The sequence below is a fragment of the Roseivirga sp. E12 genome (assembly GCF_017592825.1).
Classification (GTDB): Bacteria; Bacteroidota; Bacteroidia; order Cytophagales; family Cyclobacteriaceae; genus Roseivirga.
On record NZ_JAGFMD010000006.1, the window covers coordinates 186,470 to 205,836 of the forward strand.

Sequence of the window (19,367 nt, forward strand, 5' to 3'; positions counted from 1 at the left end):
ATTCGTCAAGCCTTTGCCTGATTGATTCAATATAGTCTGGGAACTGGACAAGGGTTTATTTCAATCGGTTATAGTAAACCAACTCATGATTGGGCAATAACTCAGGATGAAAGACCTTGATGTTGTCTTTGAGCACCAAATGCGGATTGACCACTGCTGATTCGTAGTAATCGTTGCCTCCACCTTCGGTATACCTACCATAGATATTATAGATATTTCTACTTTTAAAGGACTTGAAATCCGCGTATCGGCTATCGGCTTGAATAATCTCGTCCAATGTCTTCGCAGTACTCGGTACCATCCAAAAATCGGCTTTTAGTCCTTCGGCATAAACAGTCTCAAAATCGAGTCTAAGACTTCCGGTATTCTCGCTGTTCTTCCAGGGGTATTCTACCTTGGCCAAATCGAGAATGTAATAGGCAAAGCTTTTGCCCCCGGCTACAAACCAGGCATCTCCCTGGGCGATACCCGTAATAGTAGATGGCCCTTTCTTTACACTTGCCTCTACTAGTTGCAACACTTCATTGAACTCCTTTTCAATAGCCCCAAACCGCTCATTGACGAGTTCTTCTTTATTGACAAGGGCTGCCAATAATTTCATCCACTCGGCTCTACCTAAAAGTGTTTTCTCCTGCCAATCGGCATTGAGAAGGACGGGTATCCCAGCATTTTCTAATTCTTGATAGCTGTCGTTTTGTGAATTGGGATATCCAACACCCAGCAATAGCTCTATACCCTCATTCACCGCCAACTCCGTGTTCAGGGTTCCGGAAGGCTCTAATTCCGTGATTTTTCCTTCCTCCACCAAAGCTCTTACATTCGGACTCGAAACGTATTCTGCTCGTTCAATACCTTTCAGTACATCCAAAGCATCTAGTTTCTCAAACATGCCTAAGTGGGTGGTTGACATCGAGGCCAAACGCTGTGAAGGAATTGTAACAATTCGGTTTTCGGAGAACCCATCGGGAGAGGGAGTTCCTCTTTGCACCAGAGCAAACCTTACTGTATCTACAAAATCATTATAGTGCCTAAAAAGCTGGACTTCTTTCCAGTTTTTATGATAGATCAGATCAAAGCCGATGGCATGATCGATTGACGTTTTCTCTGAGAAATAGTCTTTGCTCGGGTCGAAACCTTCGTCAACAGCGTTTTTATTTTTGGAATCTTGACACCCCAGAAGAAGGGCGATCAGTAATGCGGGAAACCATGTCAGGGTGTAATCCGCCCTGCGATGGGTAATATTGTTTCTCAGTCTTTTCATACCAGTAGCTTTTCCTCAGAAAGCGTCATAGTGATCAAAAACAAAGGCAGGTCTTCTGACTTTCCCGGTTTTACTGAGCCTTCCCATCCCGACATAATTCGGGGCAGTGGCAAAATTCAGCAAACCTAAAAATGGGTTTACAGCAGCTGGGACTGTTCAGGATTTACACCTGATTCCCTATTAATCTCAGGGTTTTTACACCAAGAGAACCTTTGAACTGCCGGTAAAGGTATGAAAAGTTTGTGGATTGCATGCAGCCTCCCGACCTGATCGGCTTGGTTATGCCTAATAACTTATGGTTGCTCCGAGTGCATAAACCAGAGAGGTTATTCCTCTTTCTTTCCGGGGTACCCAGTCTCCATAACTGCCAAACCTAATAAATTGTACTCTTTTCAACCCTGACGGCTTACTTTGTCTAGCGTAGATCGTGAAGTTATTTGATTTACTTTTCAAGCTCACATCTAAAAACTCAATTGAAATAAAAAAATCACCTTCAATCATTACACCCTGATCCTGAAGATCAATTTTTACAAAACCAGTTTTCCGACCTATGTTTTCAACAACATTTCTTTTAAGTAGCTCTTCTCCCGGTTCTCCACTCCTTTCGTTTATATCAAAGACTCTGACCCTAACGAACAAAGAATCTACATCATTTATGTAGATACCTATCTGTACACTTGCCAAAGCAGCAGGATAATCTTTCAAGCTAATTCTCCTCGCAATTTGTGCTCCTTTATAGAACTTTGGCGTATGCATCCTTATGTTAGTTTTTTTTCGATCACCATAAGTTTTGTATTTCCGTTTTCCGTCAGCCATCACAACGAAATCATCCAGTTGAATAACTTCTTGAGAAAGTCTCACCTCTAGTTCTTCATCGAAACTAATATCACTTATACTCAACCCTTCTTCCAGATAGCCTACTGAGGAAAAGAACAGGGTGTCACTTCTAAGGCTCGAGGGTACAGTCAGCTTGAAAAAACCGTTCCGGTCTGAGACTGTCCCAATGTTCTTACCTTTTAATCCAATATTGACATAGGACAATGGTTCTTCACTGGAATCATCGAATACACGCCCCATAATTAATATATCCTGAGCTTGACTCAGATGACAGACAAAGAATAGAGAAAATGTTGTGAGCATTCGAAAAGTATGGCTGATTGAAATTGACATACTTCCACAACGTATAACTTCCGCATCACATCTGCCTGCCAAAAAAATTCACATATTCATGTGATGACGTCACTTTAAGTTCCTTAGAAACGCATTAATGGCATTCCAATACTCTTCACCACCTTCTTGACCTTCCCATAAGGCTCGTGAGCCATGGTATCCATCTCCTTTTGGCACAAATTGGCTTTGTGCATTGGAGAGTTTACCTGCATCAACTAGTCCAGCTAACACTTCGGCCTCTTCCTTGGAAGACGTTACTAAGAATGGCTTTCTTAATGACTTAAATACCGTTGAGAGTGACGGTTTCCTTTCTCCGAAGTAATCACCAGGGCTGAATGAAATGATAGCACTGACTTTGTCACTTTTGTCTCCAATGAATAACGCTAGGCTAGATGAATAGGAGCTGCCCCAAAGGATCACTTCTCTACCATACTTCTCGTAAAGAAAATCAACTGCCGCCTGAATGTCTTGTTCGGCATCCAAGAATCCGGTTTCGAGACCATCGGCTTTTGCTCTTTCGAAAGTGGCGTTATTTTGGCCTCCAAAACTACCTCCAGATCGCTGGTCCAAAGCCATGACATTGAAGCCCATTTCATTCAATTTAGGAGCTATATCGGCATACTCATATTTATTATACCCTGCCTGATGACAAAGTAATATCACGGGTCTATCAGAGCCTACGTCATACAGATTAGCATCAATTTCCAAGCCGTCATTAGCTTTGAAGCCCACTTGTTTGTAAGTGTACTTTTCTGCGAGTGGGCCAGGAGTCGGTGTCTGCTTTTGTCGGGCAAGGGCGGCTTGAGCTTCGGCCTGTTCTCTTAAGAGGTTATCTATTAATTCAAGTTTAGTGATCTTACCTTCCTGATCAAAAAGTAACTTAGATGAGCGATCACCGAGGCCATCAAAATTATATTTGACGCTTGCCTCTCCCTCTTTTTGACTTACAATGTCCAGACTATTGAGTTTAGGTAGATTATTAAATACCTGACCCAAAATCTGAATTGTAACACCTGCCGGATATGTTCCAAAAGACAGGCTTTCGCTTACATAAGGCTTTATTGCTTCGCTATTCTTAGCACCAAAACTAAGTTTCAATGCTTCAACTTGTTTTGAATAATCTACCTGAGCATAACTCGCCACAATTGACATGCAAATGATAGCTACTGAGTATATGGTTTTCATTATGTATTTCATATCAAGTAATTTTTGTCCTTTTTCTCCAATGGATAATTTTCTTTGTGAGAATCATTACTATACCAACCATCGTGACTATATCTCCCACAAGCGGATAGTTTGTAAATGATATCTGTCCAACAAATGAGAGTGTAATACCTATATAGCAAATACCTCTTTCCGTTCCAGCGTTCCACATAATTCTACTGTTTATATGGTTAGTGGAGAAGAGACATGCAGAATTACACTTTGGATCAAATAATTTCGGAATCCTCAGTCTCCATCGCTTCTAGCTCATTCAAACGATCGTCAAGGGCTTTGACAAAGCGTCCGAATTTTCTGTTCATCATAAATTTTGCTAAGTAGTAAAATCCATATACCAAAGCCACTGCGGCCAACAGAAGGTAAAGGAGTCTCAAATCGAAAGCAAATGGCTCCTTATTATAAACCTGGACAGCGATAATTAAGATCATCACCAGTGGTGTTACAATTGTATCGCTCAATACACCCGCACCGATTATTTTTTGAAAAATACCTCGCGTTTGGGTCAGCGATGCCTTCAAAGGTTGTGCTGCTTCGACCAGTTGTCGCACTTGTCTGTGCCTAATTCTTGTATGTATGGAAATCACTCCTACAGCTACTCCCATTATGATAAGGGTAATTCCATAGGCCAAACCAGTTGGCACAAAGTCTCCCAGATCTAAATCTGCTGGCGGTTTAAATACAATGAAACACCCCATCACAAGTCCAAAAACACTGAAGATCGTAGTCATCAATATTTTGTTCTTGAGCTCCTTCTGAACATCAGCTATGGCCGCATGCGATTTCTTTTTGAGCATTGTCCTCAAATCTTCATCGCTCACCCAATAACCCGATTTCTCTCGGTCACTGGCCTTTTTCCATATGGCTTTTAGGTCGTTGACTTCCATCCTATTGAGTGTTTAAGATCCTTTTGAGTTTTTCTTTGCTCCGGTTCATTCTAACTCGGACATAATTCTGAGATATCCCTATAATCTCAGCAATCTCTTCATTGTCCCTATCTTCCAGATAGAGCATAATTATCGCCTTTTCGATATCATTTAGTTGGCTAATGGCTGCATAGAGCTGCTTTAAGTCCTCTTCGTAATTATCATCCTGTATGGTATCAGAAAGATTCTTTACCTCATCGGAGAGGTGCGTTTGACTTGGCTTTTTGCGCTCCTTCCTTACATACTGCAAAGCAACGTTCAGACTTACACGATACATCCAAGTAGAAAACTTCGCCTTTCCTTGAAAGGATCCAAATGACTTCCAAAGTTGAATCAGGATCTCTTGAAAAAGATCTTTACGGTGCTCTCTATCATCACAATAGATATTGCACACCTTGTGAATGATTCCCTGAGATTCAGTAACCATTTCAACAAACCTACCTTCGGTATTTGCTTCGATCAAAGACTTAGAACTATCAAATTTGTACTTCAATGTAGTTAGTTACAATCAGTTGTCAAGAATTACACTTTTGCGTATAAAACTTCAGTCTAGGATTACTAATTTCAGATTCCTATGCGGTTATTCATCTCTAGTATTGCCTTTGTAGCGCTGATAATATCGGGCTCTAACACTGTTCTTGCACAAAAAGTGACTGAACGGCATGAAAATGGTAACAAGAAATATCAAGGTAAAACCAAGGATGGAATCAAAGTCGGCAAGCATATTTTCTGGTTCGAAAATGGAGAAAAACAGCGCGAGGAGACTTATAATGACAAGGGCATTCATGTAAGATTAAAGGTTTGGGACGAAACCGGAAACCTAACCGAAGATTCCAACCCAGAAGAAGCATTCGAAAAACTAAGAAACCAGCAATTCAAAGACTTTAAATGGGTCAACGGACAGAGTGGTATTCGCTATATGAAACTCAAGGGTCGTTCAGACCTTTATCAGCCTTTGATAGGCCGAACAGAGATGACTCTGCATTATGCTACATACCTCTTTAACGGCAAAGAATTAGACAGCTCGTTTCGGAGGAAGAAACCAATTAAGCTAAATCTCTTCCGCAACAACTTCATCGATGGATTTATTAAAGGTTTGGGCTTTTTTGAAAAGGGAGACAATGGTTACATCATTATTCCATCCTACCTAGCTTATGGTGAAGAAGGAGGCAGAAATGTTCCTCCCAACTCGGTCTTGGTTTTCCAAGTAATGGTGCTTGATGTCAAATAGGCTAATTAGCGACTCTACTTCTTGATCACCTTAAACCGATCAACCTTTTCTTCAGTAGTAATCAACAGAATGTAAATGCCATCAGCGGAAGATTTCAACCGCTGTCTTACCCAGTCGACTCCATCTTCAATACTCAACACCTCCTGATATGTATTGCGCCCTCTTGCATCAATAATTTGGAAAAGGTACTTCCCAAATCGATCAACAGAAGGGTCAATTAGTGTTAATTCGAAATCGTCACCATTGGTAGGGTTGGGAAAGAATTTCCAACTTGGGGTTCGAAGTTTTGGGGCACGGTCGACAGCTACGGAGATAATAGGGCTGTACTCGAAACTTCCGGAAAAATCCACCTGTTTCAGTCGGTAAAACAAGTTGCCAGCCATGTCCGGTACTTGATCATCCACAAACGAGTAGTTGATCAATACGTCAGAATCTCCATTACCCGCAACAAAGTCTAAATCGGTGAAATCTGCTCCATTAATTGATCTTTGGACTACAAAATGATTGTTATCTGTCTCTGCAGCAGTCTGCCAATTTAGCTCTACATTCCTTGAATTATTCAGCTCTCCGGTAAAAGAAACCAGGGTGACTGGCAAAGGAGAAATGTTATTAGTTACCGCCATGTAAACACGACTAGTCCCTGTAAGGGTGATTGTTCTTTCTCTGAAGTAAGGATCACTACCGCTTTTAGTGGCAATGTTACTTCCAACATCCCAGAAACGATCCATTGATGGTAGGTTGGTATCATAAATACTGATCCCAACATCATCTCCAAGTGTATCGTCCTCATCGGTGCCATCCCAAGTAATTCTTACAGTCACAGTTACAGGCGCAGTACCCGACCTCAACCTAATGCGCCATTGGCTTCTAACCACATCATCAGTGATTAAGCCGGAAGAGGTTGTAGGATTCGTATAAGGACCACTTCTTGCCCTCAAAGTATATCTAGCCCCAGAACAACCTGAGGAGCAACTTACTACAACAGGTCTATATGGGTTATAACCTAAGGGAATCGTGAGTGGGTCATTACCGGTTAAGAAAAAATCAACCCCAATTTCATCATCTGTATCGTTATCATTTAAATCTAGGTCTGTATCGATGTAGCTTGTAGCACTGCCTCCGACAATATTAATTGCACTTCCATCAAAACCGAGTGTTACGGTTGTGCTTGCCGCTATTCTGATGAATCCTTCAGTGAGTGTTAGGTTATCTCTAATGGTAAAGTTCTCTTCAAAGTCCACTGTTCCAGAGGCAGTTCTATTGATCGTGAAGTCGCCTAGAGTTTCTCCACCAGTAGTAAAGTCTATAGTTCCTAAAGCGCCTGTTCCACCTACTGAGATATCGGAGGTACTGCTACCAGTGATCGTTCCGGCCCCGGTAATCGTTCCATTCAAGGTGAGTAAGTTTGAGCCAATAGATAGGTCACCTGCGGATATATTCAAAATTCCTCCAACCGTAAGAGCGCCATCCATTGATTTAGTTCCGCTACCACCGACTCCCATATTATTATAGTCCGTTCTAGCCGTTACTGTCTGCGCCCCTGCTGCGTCATATGTAATGCTAGATGCCGCACCAATTGTGACACTACTTAGTGTATTGGCAAAAGCAGTTGCCGCACCACCAGATAATCCATTGGCATTGGACGTGGTCAAGGATCCATTAATCACAGCACTACCCGTTCCGCTTATGACGCTTGCATTCATGTCCAAAGTATTAGAAGCATCCTGTGTTAGCGTACCATTGACTGTAATGTTATTCTGTACAACCACTGTGGCAGACGTATTGGAAATGGTCAGGTTGTTAAAAGTGCTTGAGCCTGAAGAAGTGATAATATTTTGTGCACCTGTTCCACTTATAATGAAAGTTCCGTTAGTGGCGTTGAAGGTTGCCCCTGTATTGTTGAAGTCTCCCCTTAAATTGGTGGTAGTATTATTTGTTTGATTGACTGTGCCAGCCGATAAATCCCAGTCACCGGTTATATCCAAATCCACATTTGCGAGATTCTTGGCACTCGTTCCGGTGAAAATCAATGCACTAAAACCGTCAGGGGTATTAATCAATGTCCCATCATTAGTATCACCTGTATAATTAACTGTTCCGGTAAACCCAGAGATGTCAGCTGATGGAAAGCTAAAGTTATTACTTGCTGTTGCTTCCAGCGTGAGCTCTCCCGATCCGGTAATATCTCCGAAGGTATGACTGAGTGTAGAAACTAGATTTAAGGTGCCCTCAAGGACAAGCGCAAATGTACTTCTGGAGTTAGCCGTAATGGTAACTTCATGCCCTGACCTTATAGTCACGTTATTTCCCGCGGGCGCTGTAGAGGGTAATGGAGCACTGTCGGTTCCATCACTATTAAAAGTCCATGTACCCGCGGTTTCCCAATTGCCTCCTCCAGAGCCTGCTGTGGCGTTTCTGCTATAGTAGGTTTGAGGTGTTCCGAATTCTGCGGTTTCTCCGGCAGTAAAATCACCCGTCACAAAGCTGACTCCCGTATAGGTAATTGTATTATTAGTGTCATTGACTCGTCTAGTAATACCAACATCAAATTCATCTCCGCCATTAGGTGTCCATGCGCCACCTACCACACGACCAGCAAAATAAGAGCCTTCAGCTCCTTGTACATCAGTCTCGACATAGTTAAATATGAGTGTAGAGGTCACTCCAGAAAGGCCCGTACTACTCAGTCGATAGTAATATAGCAGCTCAGTCGCACCAGCATCTGTGGTCAATGGATGGGCTTCATTAAACAAAGCGAGAGTCACCGATCCGGTGGCAGAATTTGCAGTTAAATTGACGGTTACCGGTGTATAATCGGTGCTTATGCCTACCGGAAATGTGAAGTTGCTAGCACTGGCCGGATAGTTCTTAGTGATGTTATTATTAGATGACGTGCGGATCATTTTGGTTCCTGAAAAACCTGAACCCGTAATGGTATTAGCATCTCCGAAAGTGAGCGCATTACTACCTATACTATAAACTACCGATCCATTGAAATCAAGATCTCCATTGATTGTAGTAGCACTACCTACTGTAATGGTTCTACTAGTACCATTTAACGTAATATTTCCAAAGGGGCCAGTACCGGTTAAGTTGTGGTCTGCATCTGTAAAGGAAATCCCCCCGGTACCGACAGTTCCACTTGTGTGTGTTGCGTTATTCGTTACATTCCCAGTAATAGTCAAAGTACGCCCCCCATCTTCCATGGTGCCACTTGTCAATGTTAAGTCTCCGGCTATTGTGGCATCGTTTGTGCCACCAAGAGTAAGTGTCCCTGAGCTCTTGTTGACAACGAAATTGTTGAAGGCGGTGGTCGTATTGAAAGTTGCAGCCTGAGCACCGGTACCATTGAAAGTGGTGGTATTCGATCCTGTTGTATAGGTTCCTGAATTAGTGAGATCTCCACCTATTGTGACATCAAGTCCATTGGTGTCAAATACACTATTGGCTTCTGATAGGGTTAACGCGCCATTCAACGTAATACCAAAAATATCCAAGTCCAGAGTGGCGGTATTGCTTCCTCCATTACCGGTGATAGTAAGATTATTCAGAGTGACATTAGCATCCATTGTATAAGCTTGGTTACCCGCGGTACCTGGAGCAAATACGATGGCACCCCCAGACACCGTAGAGGAACCTGGCCTCAAGTGCAAGTCATCAAAGGTGGTACCTCCACCTCTAACAATATTCAAAGTGCTGCTACCCGACATATTGAATACACCGCTATTGGCTACTTCCAGTTTAGCTCTTGTCGCTAAATTGGATCTACCATTTATGGTAACGGTTCCTCCAGACTGGGTATAAGTTAATGATCCATTGGTATTCACTGCACTCCTTCTAATCTGTCCATTAACGAAGAGGGTTCCTCCTTGGACGTCAATCGTAGGCGTCCCTATGCTGGCATATTCGATATCATTGTTATTGGCATTTGTAGAGGTTCCAATGTTAACTGTCCCTGTAATGATCTCCAATTCTCCATTTAAAGTCAGGTCATTCGCATTGCTTGCTCCTGTGGCAATATTGATTGTTCCTCCATTGGCAGACAAAGCCGCTGTGGAAGGAATAGTGAGAGTGGTGGAAGATGCTGTAATTGTGGTTGCTGTGGTTAATCGGAAAGTCCCGTTAGTCAATGTCAAACCGGGATCTCTTGCGATAGCAAAATTACTCGAAGTTACCTCTAGAATTGAGGTGGCCGAAGTACCCTTATCTACTTCAATACTTGCGAATTCGGTAGTCCCTCCTGTACCTGAAATACTGGTGTTGGCAGCCGAAGTGAATACTGTTCTAATAAATGCATCTGTGTTTGACAAATCCAGTGAACCATTGTTAACCACATTTCCATGAATAGTCATTGTCAGCCCAGTAGAGACAGCGGTATTATTCATTCGAATATCACCTTCCACAGAGAGGTCTCCCATAATGATAATGTTCCTGGTTATTGCCGTGGCCCCTTCTCTTATTCTAAGAAAGCCTCCTGATTGAACAGTGAGATCTCCATTGATTGTAATGTCTCCGCCAGAAGCATTTTGTGAAGTTTGAACTCTATTGAGATCTGTACCACTGCCTATTGTCATATCATTGAAGACAGTGATTGACTGGTCGGGTGTGGTTATTCTGTTCTGTCCACCTGTGTTAATCGTCAAGTTGTAAAATGTTGCAGGGGAAATATCTGGAATTGTATATGCCTCATCAGCAGTGCCAGTATTGAAATATTCAACCGTACCACCAGAGGCTCCCAAAAAACTTGTAAAGTCACCACTCGGAAAACTAGCTCCCGCGATACGCAAGGTTCCAGTTCCATCCGTAGTTGAAAAAATATGGCCGGTCGTTTCAGCCAGATTTAAAGTGGAGCCTGAGGCTATGGTCAAAGCAGCGGCTTCTTTGATGTTGGCCTCCGCTGTAACGGTGTAGTTGTTGGATCCTCCATCTCCAATTAAAACAACATCCTGAGCTCCAGGCACACCTGTGGCAGCAGCTCCTCCATGTCCGACTGTAGACCAAGTAGTTGTTGTTCCCCAGTCGCCATTCGCTCTAGCATAATAGGTAAGTGGATCAGAAAATGCATCCGCAGCCGTGAATTCCCCCTCAAAGTAAGAGACATTAGTGACAGTGAACTGATCGCTTCCTTCAATCACCTGACCCGGAGTTCCTGAATCTCCTAAGTCTGTCCAACTTGATCCAAGATATCGGCCCGCCCTATAACTGGCGTCACTTCCATTGGTCGGGTAGTCATAGGTGTGTGTAACTGTGGCGGATGTCCAACCACTTTCTGATACGACCCAATAGGCACCAACACCGGTATTGCTCATTCCCAGTATAGGGTGGTCTATGGAAAGAGGCTTGACTGTGATACTTCCAAAGCCACTGGCGGTGAAAGTATAGGTAGCTGGTAGGTAATCTGTACTTGTGCCAACTGGTAGTACGTAAGCCGTGGCGTTACCTGAGAAAGTTTTTGTGATTCCTCCATCCGAGGCATTACCAGCGGTTTGAATGTATCGAGCAGAAGTCTGCCCGCTTGTCACTCCTGAAGTTCCTAGTGCCAAGTTATTCGTTCCAATATTAAAAAGTTTGTCATTGGAAAAAGTAAGTGTCCCATTGATCGTCATGTTAGCTGAAGTAGAAACCGGAGCAGCAGCAGCGTTAGTATTGAACAATGTCAGGTTTTGAAAGATACCGGAGCCGTCTCCCGAGACAGTCTGGGTATTCGCACCATTTAACTGAATACTTCCCGAACCGCTGTGTGTCGCACTATTTACGACATTGCCTGCCACAGCTATGGTCTTGCCATTGTCATCAAAGGTTCCGCTCGTCAAAGTCAGTTGATCTATTACCGTAATAGTCGCTGGAGAAGATGCTGATAGACTGAAAGTCCCTGTGCTTTTGTTGACTGTGAAATCATCGAAACCCGTAGTCACAGTCCCTTCAATGGTCAAAGTCTGCGTTCCCGATCCGTTGAATGTGGTAGTGTTGGTTCCTGGAGTATATGTCGTTCCTGAATTGATGGTAAAATTGCCCCCTACAGTTAGGTTGTCATTATCCATATTGAGAACAACATTTTGGTCCAAAACCAAGTCATTTTGAACCTCTAGATTCGTTAAATCGATGCCATCATTCATAGGACGAACATCTGCTGTGGCTCCATCTAGGTCTTCCCTTACCGTTAGATTATATAATGGCCCAGGAACTGTTATTCCAAAATTATTTGCATCAGTAACTTCCGCGATTATCGTTCCACCGGTAACGGAAAAATCCTGCGCTCTAGTTTGGATGCTTATACCACCTGTTGCCGAATTTGCATCACTTACAATCAACGTTCCATTGGTCATGGTAAATGAGCTCTGGGCTTCAGATAAGTTGGTCGATTCCATGTCAAACCTAGCTACATTTCCGTTGTTTCTTCCATCATTATTAAAAGTAACCGTGCCTCCGGTTTGCGTATAAGAGGCTTTATTATTCGTAGATCCTGAGTTAGCACGCCTAAACTGTGCAAGTGTCATAGTTCCTCCCTCAATCAATATTTCGGCATTACCTCTATAGTTAATTCCCGGACCATCTCCCCCAGTAACAGTACCACTAGTCAATCGGAAAAGTCCGTAAATGGCAATTCCCTGATTACCTCCATTGCTCCCAGTATCTTCGGATAACGCAACTGTAGCTCCATCTATCCAAAGACCGCCATTGCTCGGTACATAAAAGTGTTTGGTGCCTTCGGTTAGAGAAAATATCTCAATGTTAGTATTTAGTTTGAGCGTCCCTGTTCTTATCCAAAGGGCTTTGGTCACATTATTCGGATTCTCGGTGTTTTCATTATTATCATTGGTGGTTCCATACAGTTCAAAATTTCCTGTAGCATTGGCGCTGACCGTAAGCAAGAAAGTCTTATCTGTTCCTTTATTGACAATAAGCCTGTAGAAGTCTGTTGTACCATTACAGACAAGTACGTTATCAGCAGCACCGGTGAATGTCACTATAGCAACACCTACAGAGGGATCAACCGTGTAGCTAGGTGTTACCTGTGCGGTGAACCGTACTGATCCACTGTTCGTAAAGTCAGCACCCACCTCAATATTATGCTCCGTTAATGCAACACCGGTCCTTATTATAATGCTTGAGGTTGCATCCACAGTAACATTTCCTGACCATGTGATATTTCGTACGGTGGCGTCATCACCTATAGTAATGTCACTATCATTTTCGAGTGTAAATGTCCCATTAACTGTCAGGTCAAGGCCTAAGGTCAAATCGGAGTTATCAAAAATTAGATTGTTATAGGTTGTTTGATCGCTAGTAGTCAGGGTGGCAGTTCCTGCATTGTAGTATTCAAAAGTACCTCCAGAGGTTGTAACAAAGTCATTAGTAGTACTGCCTGGAAACTCCGCAGTGCTACGCATTAATCCAGTACCCGAAATTGTCGTAAACGTATGTCCATTGGTTGCACCAAGATCTAGGGTACCATTGGCATTGACATCCATTGAATTGACATCAAAGTCATTCTCTGAAATTGTCACTGTTCTATTGGCCAAAATTACTACATCATCAACTGGGCTAGGAACTGCCGAGTTGACTAAAGTCACTCCTGATGAATTAGTCGTCCAGGTACCAGGGCTTTCTGCATTGCCATTTTGGAAACTGTAATAGGTCTGAGCCGCTGTGGTTGCCGTACTTGTAGTCGGAACTGAGGTTAGCAGATAGTCAGGATCGTTGGGAGAGCCACCGGTGTTGAATTCATAGGCAGCAAAGTGGTATGTGGTACTGGCACTCAATCCACGAATAGTAGTGGAGGTTCCGGTTCCAATATATACCACATAATTACCTGTACCTATCTGAGTTCCTAGACTAAATCGGTCGGCCGTGTAGGTAGTATTATCTGATGGGTTCGCATCTACGGCAGAACCAGATTTTGCCAAGATAATGATGTTCCCCCCATTGCCCCGGGTCCAGGAAAGTGTAAGGGTTCCTGACCCAACATCTGCTGTTGACAAACCAGATGCCTGGGTAGTAGGTTCCTGTGCTACTCCCATAAATGGAACTAGCAAAAGCACACTGAATAGTATGGTTTTAATCCTGAGCAATTAGTCTCAAATGTTTAGGTATTGACATATGCCAATACAAGAGACTGGAAATCGCTATAGAATTAACTTTTATGAATAGCCCCTATCCAGCCCGAGCTTATATTGATACACGTTAAGCGTATTTCTCCCTATTAATATTGCCCTTTAAGCAGCATAAATGGGAACCTGAAAAATTCAGGTCATTAAACAATTAATGATCAAGTTGAGAATCGAATTGAAATATTCTCACCAAAAGTACAAAAAAATCTGATTCTAATGATTAAAAAAGCTGATAATCAATCTTCCGATAGATATTGAAATGCCGTAATTGAAGAAAGTAGCCTCGCTAGGAATTTTTTGATTCCTGACAATCAGTGACTTGCTTAATTAGCATAAAACAATGTGAGTAACACATTAGTAATTTGGAACAATCAGCTTACTCAAAAGGAACCCACAGAACTTGGGCTGAAGGAACTAGGGTTACATCTCCTTTTTGTATTTAGCACTGCCTTATTGAATGCCCGTGAGAACGTATAGAGCGATGGTCGAACGCTAATTCAACAACCTGCCTCTTTGATTCAGAAAACTTCTCTATTTTAAGCCCTTTTAGTATCTTTATTATAATCTACCAAAATGGTAGTCCCATGAGACGGTGTATCATCCGATGAGATCCGGTGCCCTGCTAGTCTAGCAAGGTAAATCTCAATAAAGAGACATGTTTATATACTTAGAACTGGGAATGCCTGAAGCAATTGTTATTGCGGCTGTCATTACCGGTTTGTTCAATTTACTTAGTGCATTGGTCCGTGAGGAGAGAACGGAAAGGGAATAGACTCCCATTGAAAGGCTGCCATAAGGTGGCTTTTCCTTTTCTTCCGACTCTTCAATTGGCAATTCTTTATAGGCTAATATTATGAAAGCACAATCTTGGCAAACGTTAGTGAGAACACATAGAACGAACGATAGCCGAACCAAAAAGCGAAGACTCTTATTAAACAACCAGGGTTCTTTGATAAAGGCGTGAGTAAGGAATAACTAGTTGATGATAATAAGTGACCTCGCTAGAGGTTTTTAACAAACTAATTTTCAGTTGCTTATAACATTGCTATAAACAATTTAGATAACGGATAATAGTATTACCCTCAATTCATCAAGTTTGCAATAAGTTTACTTGAATCAACACTCTTTGTTCATACAATTTAGTCTTGAGTAAAATTAAAAATACCCAGAAGTAGGTATTGAAATAGCGCTAATAAAACTAGAGCATTATATTGCTTAAAGTACTTATCCAAAATGAAAATTGATCCGGAGCAAACATATTTCATTCAAGAATATTGGCAAGGATTAATTGCAGTGTTAGCATTGGTGCTGTCAATGATATCTTTATGGATCCAACGAACACATAACAGAAATTCTGTTCGCCCAATAATCAATTTGTCCAGGTACAAGGAAAAAGGCAGATACAAGGTTAAAATCGAGAACAAAGGTCTTGGGCCAGCTTTAATTAGCAACATTCAGTACAAAAAGTATGGAGAATCATTAGACCATGACGCTTTTTGTTATAGAATTACAAAGATTCGTCAAAAACCATCCAATTGGAACTTCTCGGCAGGATTCACAGCAGCTGTAGAGCCAGGAGCTCATATGCTTGCTTTAAATTTAGATTTAGATAAGCACAAGAACCTTGATTCAAACATTGAAGGTTGGGATTTGCACATTGAGTATAAAGACTTATATGGAAAACCCTTCACTAGAGTTGGATCTCTTTAGAATCAAATAAGTGACCTCGCTAGGAATCGAACCTAGATCTAAAGTTTAGGAAACTTCTATTCTATCCATTGAACTACGAGGCCAGAAAATGCCGTGAGGGGCTACAAATGTAATTAATAATAAGAATCCTTCAGGTAGTTCGGGAAGATGGTAAAGTGCCTTTTCTTGACTTTTTCCATTAAAACCGACCTGAATTCTTCAATATTCTTTTTCTCAACTGCAGATATAAAAACGGAGGTATTCGCACCTTTAGCTATATAGGTGTTCTTTAATTCTTCGAGTGTCAGAGGTGGTTCCTCCATCTCCTCAGCCAATTCAGGATCAATATGATTGAATTGATCAATCTTATTGAAGACCAGAATGGTAGGCTTGTCCTTCACCCCAATATCGGCCAATGTCTCATCCACCGTCTTCATTTGATCCTCAAAGTAGGGATGAGAAACATCCACCACATGGAGCAGCACATCCGCCTCTACAACTTCAGCTAAAGTAGATTTAAATGATTCAATTAAGTGTGTTGGAAGCTTTCTAATAAAACCCACAGTATCCGAAAGTAGGAATGGAATGTTTTCAAAAACGACCTTTCTTACTGTAGAGTCAACTGTTGCAAATAACTTGTCTTCGGCCAGAACGTCTGCCTTTGTCAACAATCGCATAATCGTTGACTTACCTACATTGGTATAACCAACAAGTGCAACCCTAACTACGTTATGCCGAGACTTTCTTTGTACAGCGTTTTGCTTTTCAATCTTTTCAAGTCGCTTCTTCAAAACTGTAATGGTGTTTCGAATCGCCCTTCTATCTGTTTCAATTTCTTTTTCACCAGCACCACCACGTGTACTTGTACCCCCTCTTTGTCTTTCAAGGTGGGTCCACATACGGGTTAGTCTAGGTAATAAATATGTTGATCTGGCTAACTCAACTTGGGTCTTTGCTTGAGCCGTCTGAGCGCGTTGCAGGAATATATCAAGAATAAGTAAACTACGGTCGTAGATTTTAACCTTGAGTTCTTTCTCCAGATTTCTCAGCTGAGATGGTGTAAGGTCATCATCAAAAATGATAGTCGTGATTTCTTCAGCAGTGATATAAGTCTTTATCTCCTCGAGTTTACCTTTTCCAACAAAACTCCTAGTGTCGGGCTTCTCAAGCCTTTGTGTAAAAGACTTCGCAACCTCAACCCCTAAAGTCTCTGATAAGAAAGCCAATTCATCGAGGTACTCGACAACCTTCTGCTCGGATTGTTCCTGTGTGATTAAGGCCACTAAAACAGCAGTCTCCTTTGTATATGATCTAGTCTCGTATCCCCCCATAAAATAGGGCGTAAAGCTACAATTAATCGTAGGTAAATGGAAATTCAACGTAATTATCGGTAGGTTGACCTAAAGGCTGTGACATTCCTAAAAAAAGTCACAATCTTTGGATCTTTAAGAAAGTGGAATGAAAATAATTGAAACAGGTTTTGAGGGGCTCTATGAACTCGAACCCAATGTTTTTGGGGATGAAAGAGGTTACTTTTTTGAATCTTATCGTAGAAATACCTTTAGGGAATTAGGGATTAAGGAAGACTTTGTTCAAGACAACGAGTCCTTTTCAGTAAAAGGGACTTTGCGCGGCTTACACTATCAGACAGGACAATATGCTCAAGCAAAGCTTGTAAGGGTTTCAAAAGGCAGGGTACTAGACGTAGCATTAGACATTAGAAAAGACTCTGTTACTTTTGGTAAACATCACACAGTGTTGCTTGAGGCAAGCAGACATAATCTGTTTTTAATTCCAGCTGGCTTTGCTCACGGATTTTTAGCCTTAGAAGACAGTATTTTCAATTATAAATGCTCCAACTATTACGATAAAGAGTCAGAAGGAGGGATAATGTATAATGACCCCGAACTGGCAATTGATTGGCAGGTTTCGAACCCTATAGTATCTGACAAAGACCAAGTTTTACCTACCTTTGCAGTATACAAGGAGGCACCAGCATTTTGAGCATTTTCTCATTTCTAAAAAACACAAAAACTTCGGCACCCGATATAGGTCATTTAAAGACTGATGTCCATTCTCACCTGATTCCAGGCATCGATGATGGCGTTCAATCTCTTGAAGAAAGTCTTGACATATTAAGGGAAATGGAAGCTCTGGGCTATGAGAAAGTTATTACCACCCCTCACACCATGTCTGGCTCTTATGATAATACACCTGAGATAATTAATGCTGGTCTAGACAAAGTAAGAAAGGGTATTACTTCAGAAGGGCTTAACATAAAACTTGAGGCCGCCACAGAGTATTTTCTTGACGAAACATTCATGGAAAGACTTGAAAAGGATGAACAGCTAATGACTTTTGGTCAGAACCATGTCCTAGTCGAAACATCTTTCATCAGTCCTCCGCCACAGCTAAAAGAGGCTTCATTTCAATTAACAATGAAAGGTTATAAAATGATCTTTGCACACCCAGAAAGATACATCTACCTCCTAGAAGATAAGTTGTTACTGGAAGAGCTGATTGACCGGGATATAATATTTCAATTGAATGCAGTCTCTTTAACGGGCTGTTACTCAAAACCAGTAAAGAAGTTCGCAGAAAGGCTAATAGATATGAAAATACCCCGTTTGGTAGGTACTGACTGTCACAATATGGGACACATTAATTTGCTCAAAGAAGCGACTCAAACCAAATACTGGAAAAAACTGTTGGACCTAGACTTGCTCAATAATTCACTATAAATGAAAGTATTTATTACCGGTGCCACAGGTTTGGTTGGCAGCTTTGTTTGTCGGCAGCTTTTAGAAAACGGACATCAGGTTCGTGCAGTAAAGCGGAACTCTAGCAAGATGACTTTGCTGGAAGACATTGAAAAACGAATCGAATGGGTTATTGGAGACATGAACGATACAGATTTCTTAGAGGAATCACTCAAGAACATCGATGCCGTAATTCATGCTGCAGCCATCATTTCCTTTGACAAACGTTGGGAACAGAAAATGTATAAGACCAATGTTTTGGGGACAGCAGATCTCGTTAATTCATGCCTAAAACTTGGCGTTAAGAAATTCTTACATGTAAGCTCGGTGGCTGCCATTGGCAGAAAGGCCGGGCAAATAGAATTAAGAGAAACCGATCGTTGGGAAGGTACAGAGTTTGATTCCATTTACGCCCGTTCAAAATACCTCCAGGAACTCGAAGTTTGGCGCGGAGCCCAAGAAGGACTTGAGGTCAAAATTGTGAACCCTTCGGTAATATTAGGTCCCGGACTTTGGGGACAAGGTGGCAGTACGTCTGTTTTCAAATATGCCTATGACGAGAAGTCATTTCACCCGGAAGGGACTGTCAATTATGTAGATGTCAGAGACGTTTCCAAAGCAATAGTTCAGCTTCTGGAATCAGATATCACCGGTGAGCGATTCATTCTCAATGCCGGAACACTTTCTTACAAAGAGTTCTTTGGAAAAATTGCCAACGCATTCGATAAAGAGGGACCTCAGAAGGTAGTCAAACCTTGGATGCTGAAAATCGCAGTTGCTTTTGAGTATATCCGATCTAGGATTACTGGCAATGAGGCAATGATTACCAAAGACACAGCTATTCTTTCTAGGTCGAACTTCCATTTTCAAAATGACAAGGTGAAAGAAAACCTCAATTTTGAATTTAGACCGTTGGATGAAAGCATAGCATGGTCTGTCAACGAATTAAAACAAATGCATTCTCTCTAAAGAGAGTTAACTATTTCTTTTTCAAGGCACTAC

General features: G+C 41.8%; 13 protein-coding genes, 1 tRNA gene and 1 riboswitch. Of the genes, 5 read left to right on the plus strand and 9 right to left on the minus strand.

Going from position 1 to position 19,367, the window contains the following annotated elements:
- Positions 1–55: 55 nt before the first annotated feature.
- From J4E76_RS14555 to J4E76_RS14580, 6 genes are all read right to left on the minus strand, one after another.
- Positions 56–1,261 carry an ABC transporter substrate-binding protein gene (locus tag J4E76_RS14555; protein WP_208505379.1) on the minus strand — a complete coding sequence of 402 codons (1,206 nt, stop codon included), beginning with the start codon at positions 1,259–1,261 and terminating at the stop codon, positions 56–58.
- A 27-nt stretch (positions 1,262–1,288) separates the two neighbouring features.
- A riboswitch (cobalamin riboswitch) is annotated at positions 1,289–1,490 on the minus strand.
- Positions 1,491–1,546: 56 nt separating this feature from the next.
- Positions 1,547–2,401, minus strand: a complete 855-nt coding sequence (locus J4E76_RS14560; RefSeq protein WP_208505381.1) for a carboxypeptidase-like regulatory domain-containing protein — start codon at positions 2,399–2,401, stop codon at positions 1,547–1,549.
- 99 nt (positions 2,402–2,500) lie between these two features.
- A complete protein-coding gene (locus J4E76_RS14565; protein WP_208505383.1) occupies positions 2,501–3,628 on the minus strand; it encodes an alpha/beta hydrolase in 1,128 nt (375 codons plus the stop codon).
- 1 nt (position 3,629) lies between these two features.
- Positions 3,630–3,806: a hypothetical protein gene (locus J4E76_RS14570; RefSeq protein WP_208505385.1), complete on the minus strand. Its 177-nt coding sequence runs from the start codon at positions 3,804–3,806 to the stop codon at positions 3,630–3,632.
- A 55-nt stretch (positions 3,807–3,861) separates the two neighbouring features.
- Entirely contained in the window at positions 3,862–4,536 is a 675-nt protein-coding gene (locus tag J4E76_RS14575; protein ID WP_208505386.1) for a hypothetical protein, read from the minus strand.
- A 1-nt stretch (position 4,537) separates the two neighbouring features.
- Positions 4,538–5,068, minus strand: a complete 531-nt coding sequence (locus J4E76_RS14580; RefSeq protein ID WP_236017478.1) for an RNA polymerase sigma factor — start codon at positions 5,066–5,068, stop codon at positions 4,538–4,540.
- Positions 5,069–5,149: 81 nt separating this feature from the next.
- Here J4E76_RS14580 and J4E76_RS14585 point away from each other — a divergent pair, with 81 nt between their 5' ends.
- A complete protein-coding gene (locus tag J4E76_RS14585; RefSeq protein ID WP_208505388.1) occupies positions 5,150–5,806 on the plus strand; it encodes an FKBP-type peptidyl-prolyl cis-trans isomerase in 657 nt (218 codons plus the stop codon).
- A 14-nt stretch (positions 5,807–5,820) separates the two neighbouring features.
- Here J4E76_RS14585 and J4E76_RS14590 read toward each other — a convergent pair whose 3' ends face one another.
- Entirely contained in the window at positions 5,821–13,878 is an 8,058-nt protein-coding gene (locus J4E76_RS14590; protein WP_208505390.1) for a T9SS type A sorting domain-containing protein, read from the minus strand.
- 1,272 nt (positions 13,879–15,150) lie between these two features.
- On the opposite strand from J4E76_RS14590, the gene J4E76_RS14595 reads away from it, so the two are divergent.
- Entirely contained in the window at positions 15,151–15,627 is a 477-nt protein-coding gene (locus J4E76_RS14595) for a hypothetical protein (RefSeq protein WP_208505392.1), read from the plus strand.
- 11 nt (positions 15,628–15,638) lie between these two features.
- On the opposite strand, the gene J4E76_RS14600 is transcribed toward J4E76_RS14595, so the two are convergent.
- A tRNA-Arg gene (locus J4E76_RS14600) sits at positions 15,639–15,710 on the minus strand.
- 30 nt (positions 15,711–15,740) lie between these two features.
- Positions 15,741–16,937: a GTPase HflX gene (gene hflX / locus J4E76_RS14605; protein WP_208505394.1), complete on the minus strand. Its 1,197-nt coding sequence runs from the start codon at positions 16,935–16,937 to the stop codon at positions 15,741–15,743.
- Between the two features lie 127 nt (positions 16,938–17,064).
- Here hflX and rfbC point away from each other — a divergent pair, with 127 nt between their 5' ends.
- The 3 genes from rfbC to J4E76_RS14620 are packed head-to-tail and all read left to right on the plus strand — an operon-like array spanning position 17,065 to position 19,334.
- A complete protein-coding gene (rfbC, locus tag J4E76_RS14610) occupies positions 17,065–17,610 on the plus strand; it encodes a dTDP-4-dehydrorhamnose 3,5-epimerase (RefSeq protein WP_208505396.1) in 546 nt (181 codons plus the stop codon).
- On the plus strand, positions 17,607–18,347 hold the full coding sequence (locus J4E76_RS14615) for a tyrosine-protein phosphatase (RefSeq protein ID WP_236017479.1): 741 nt from the start codon (positions 17,607–17,609) through the stop codon (positions 18,345–18,347). Before rfbC ends, J4E76_RS14615 begins: the two co-directional genes overlap by 4 nt.
- Positions 18,348–19,334, plus strand: coding sequence for an SDR family NAD(P)-dependent oxidoreductase (locus J4E76_RS14620; RefSeq protein WP_208505398.1), 987 nt, complete (start codon positions 18,348–18,350; stop codon positions 19,332–19,334).
- The last annotated feature ends 33 nt before the right edge of the window (positions 19,335–19,367 follow it).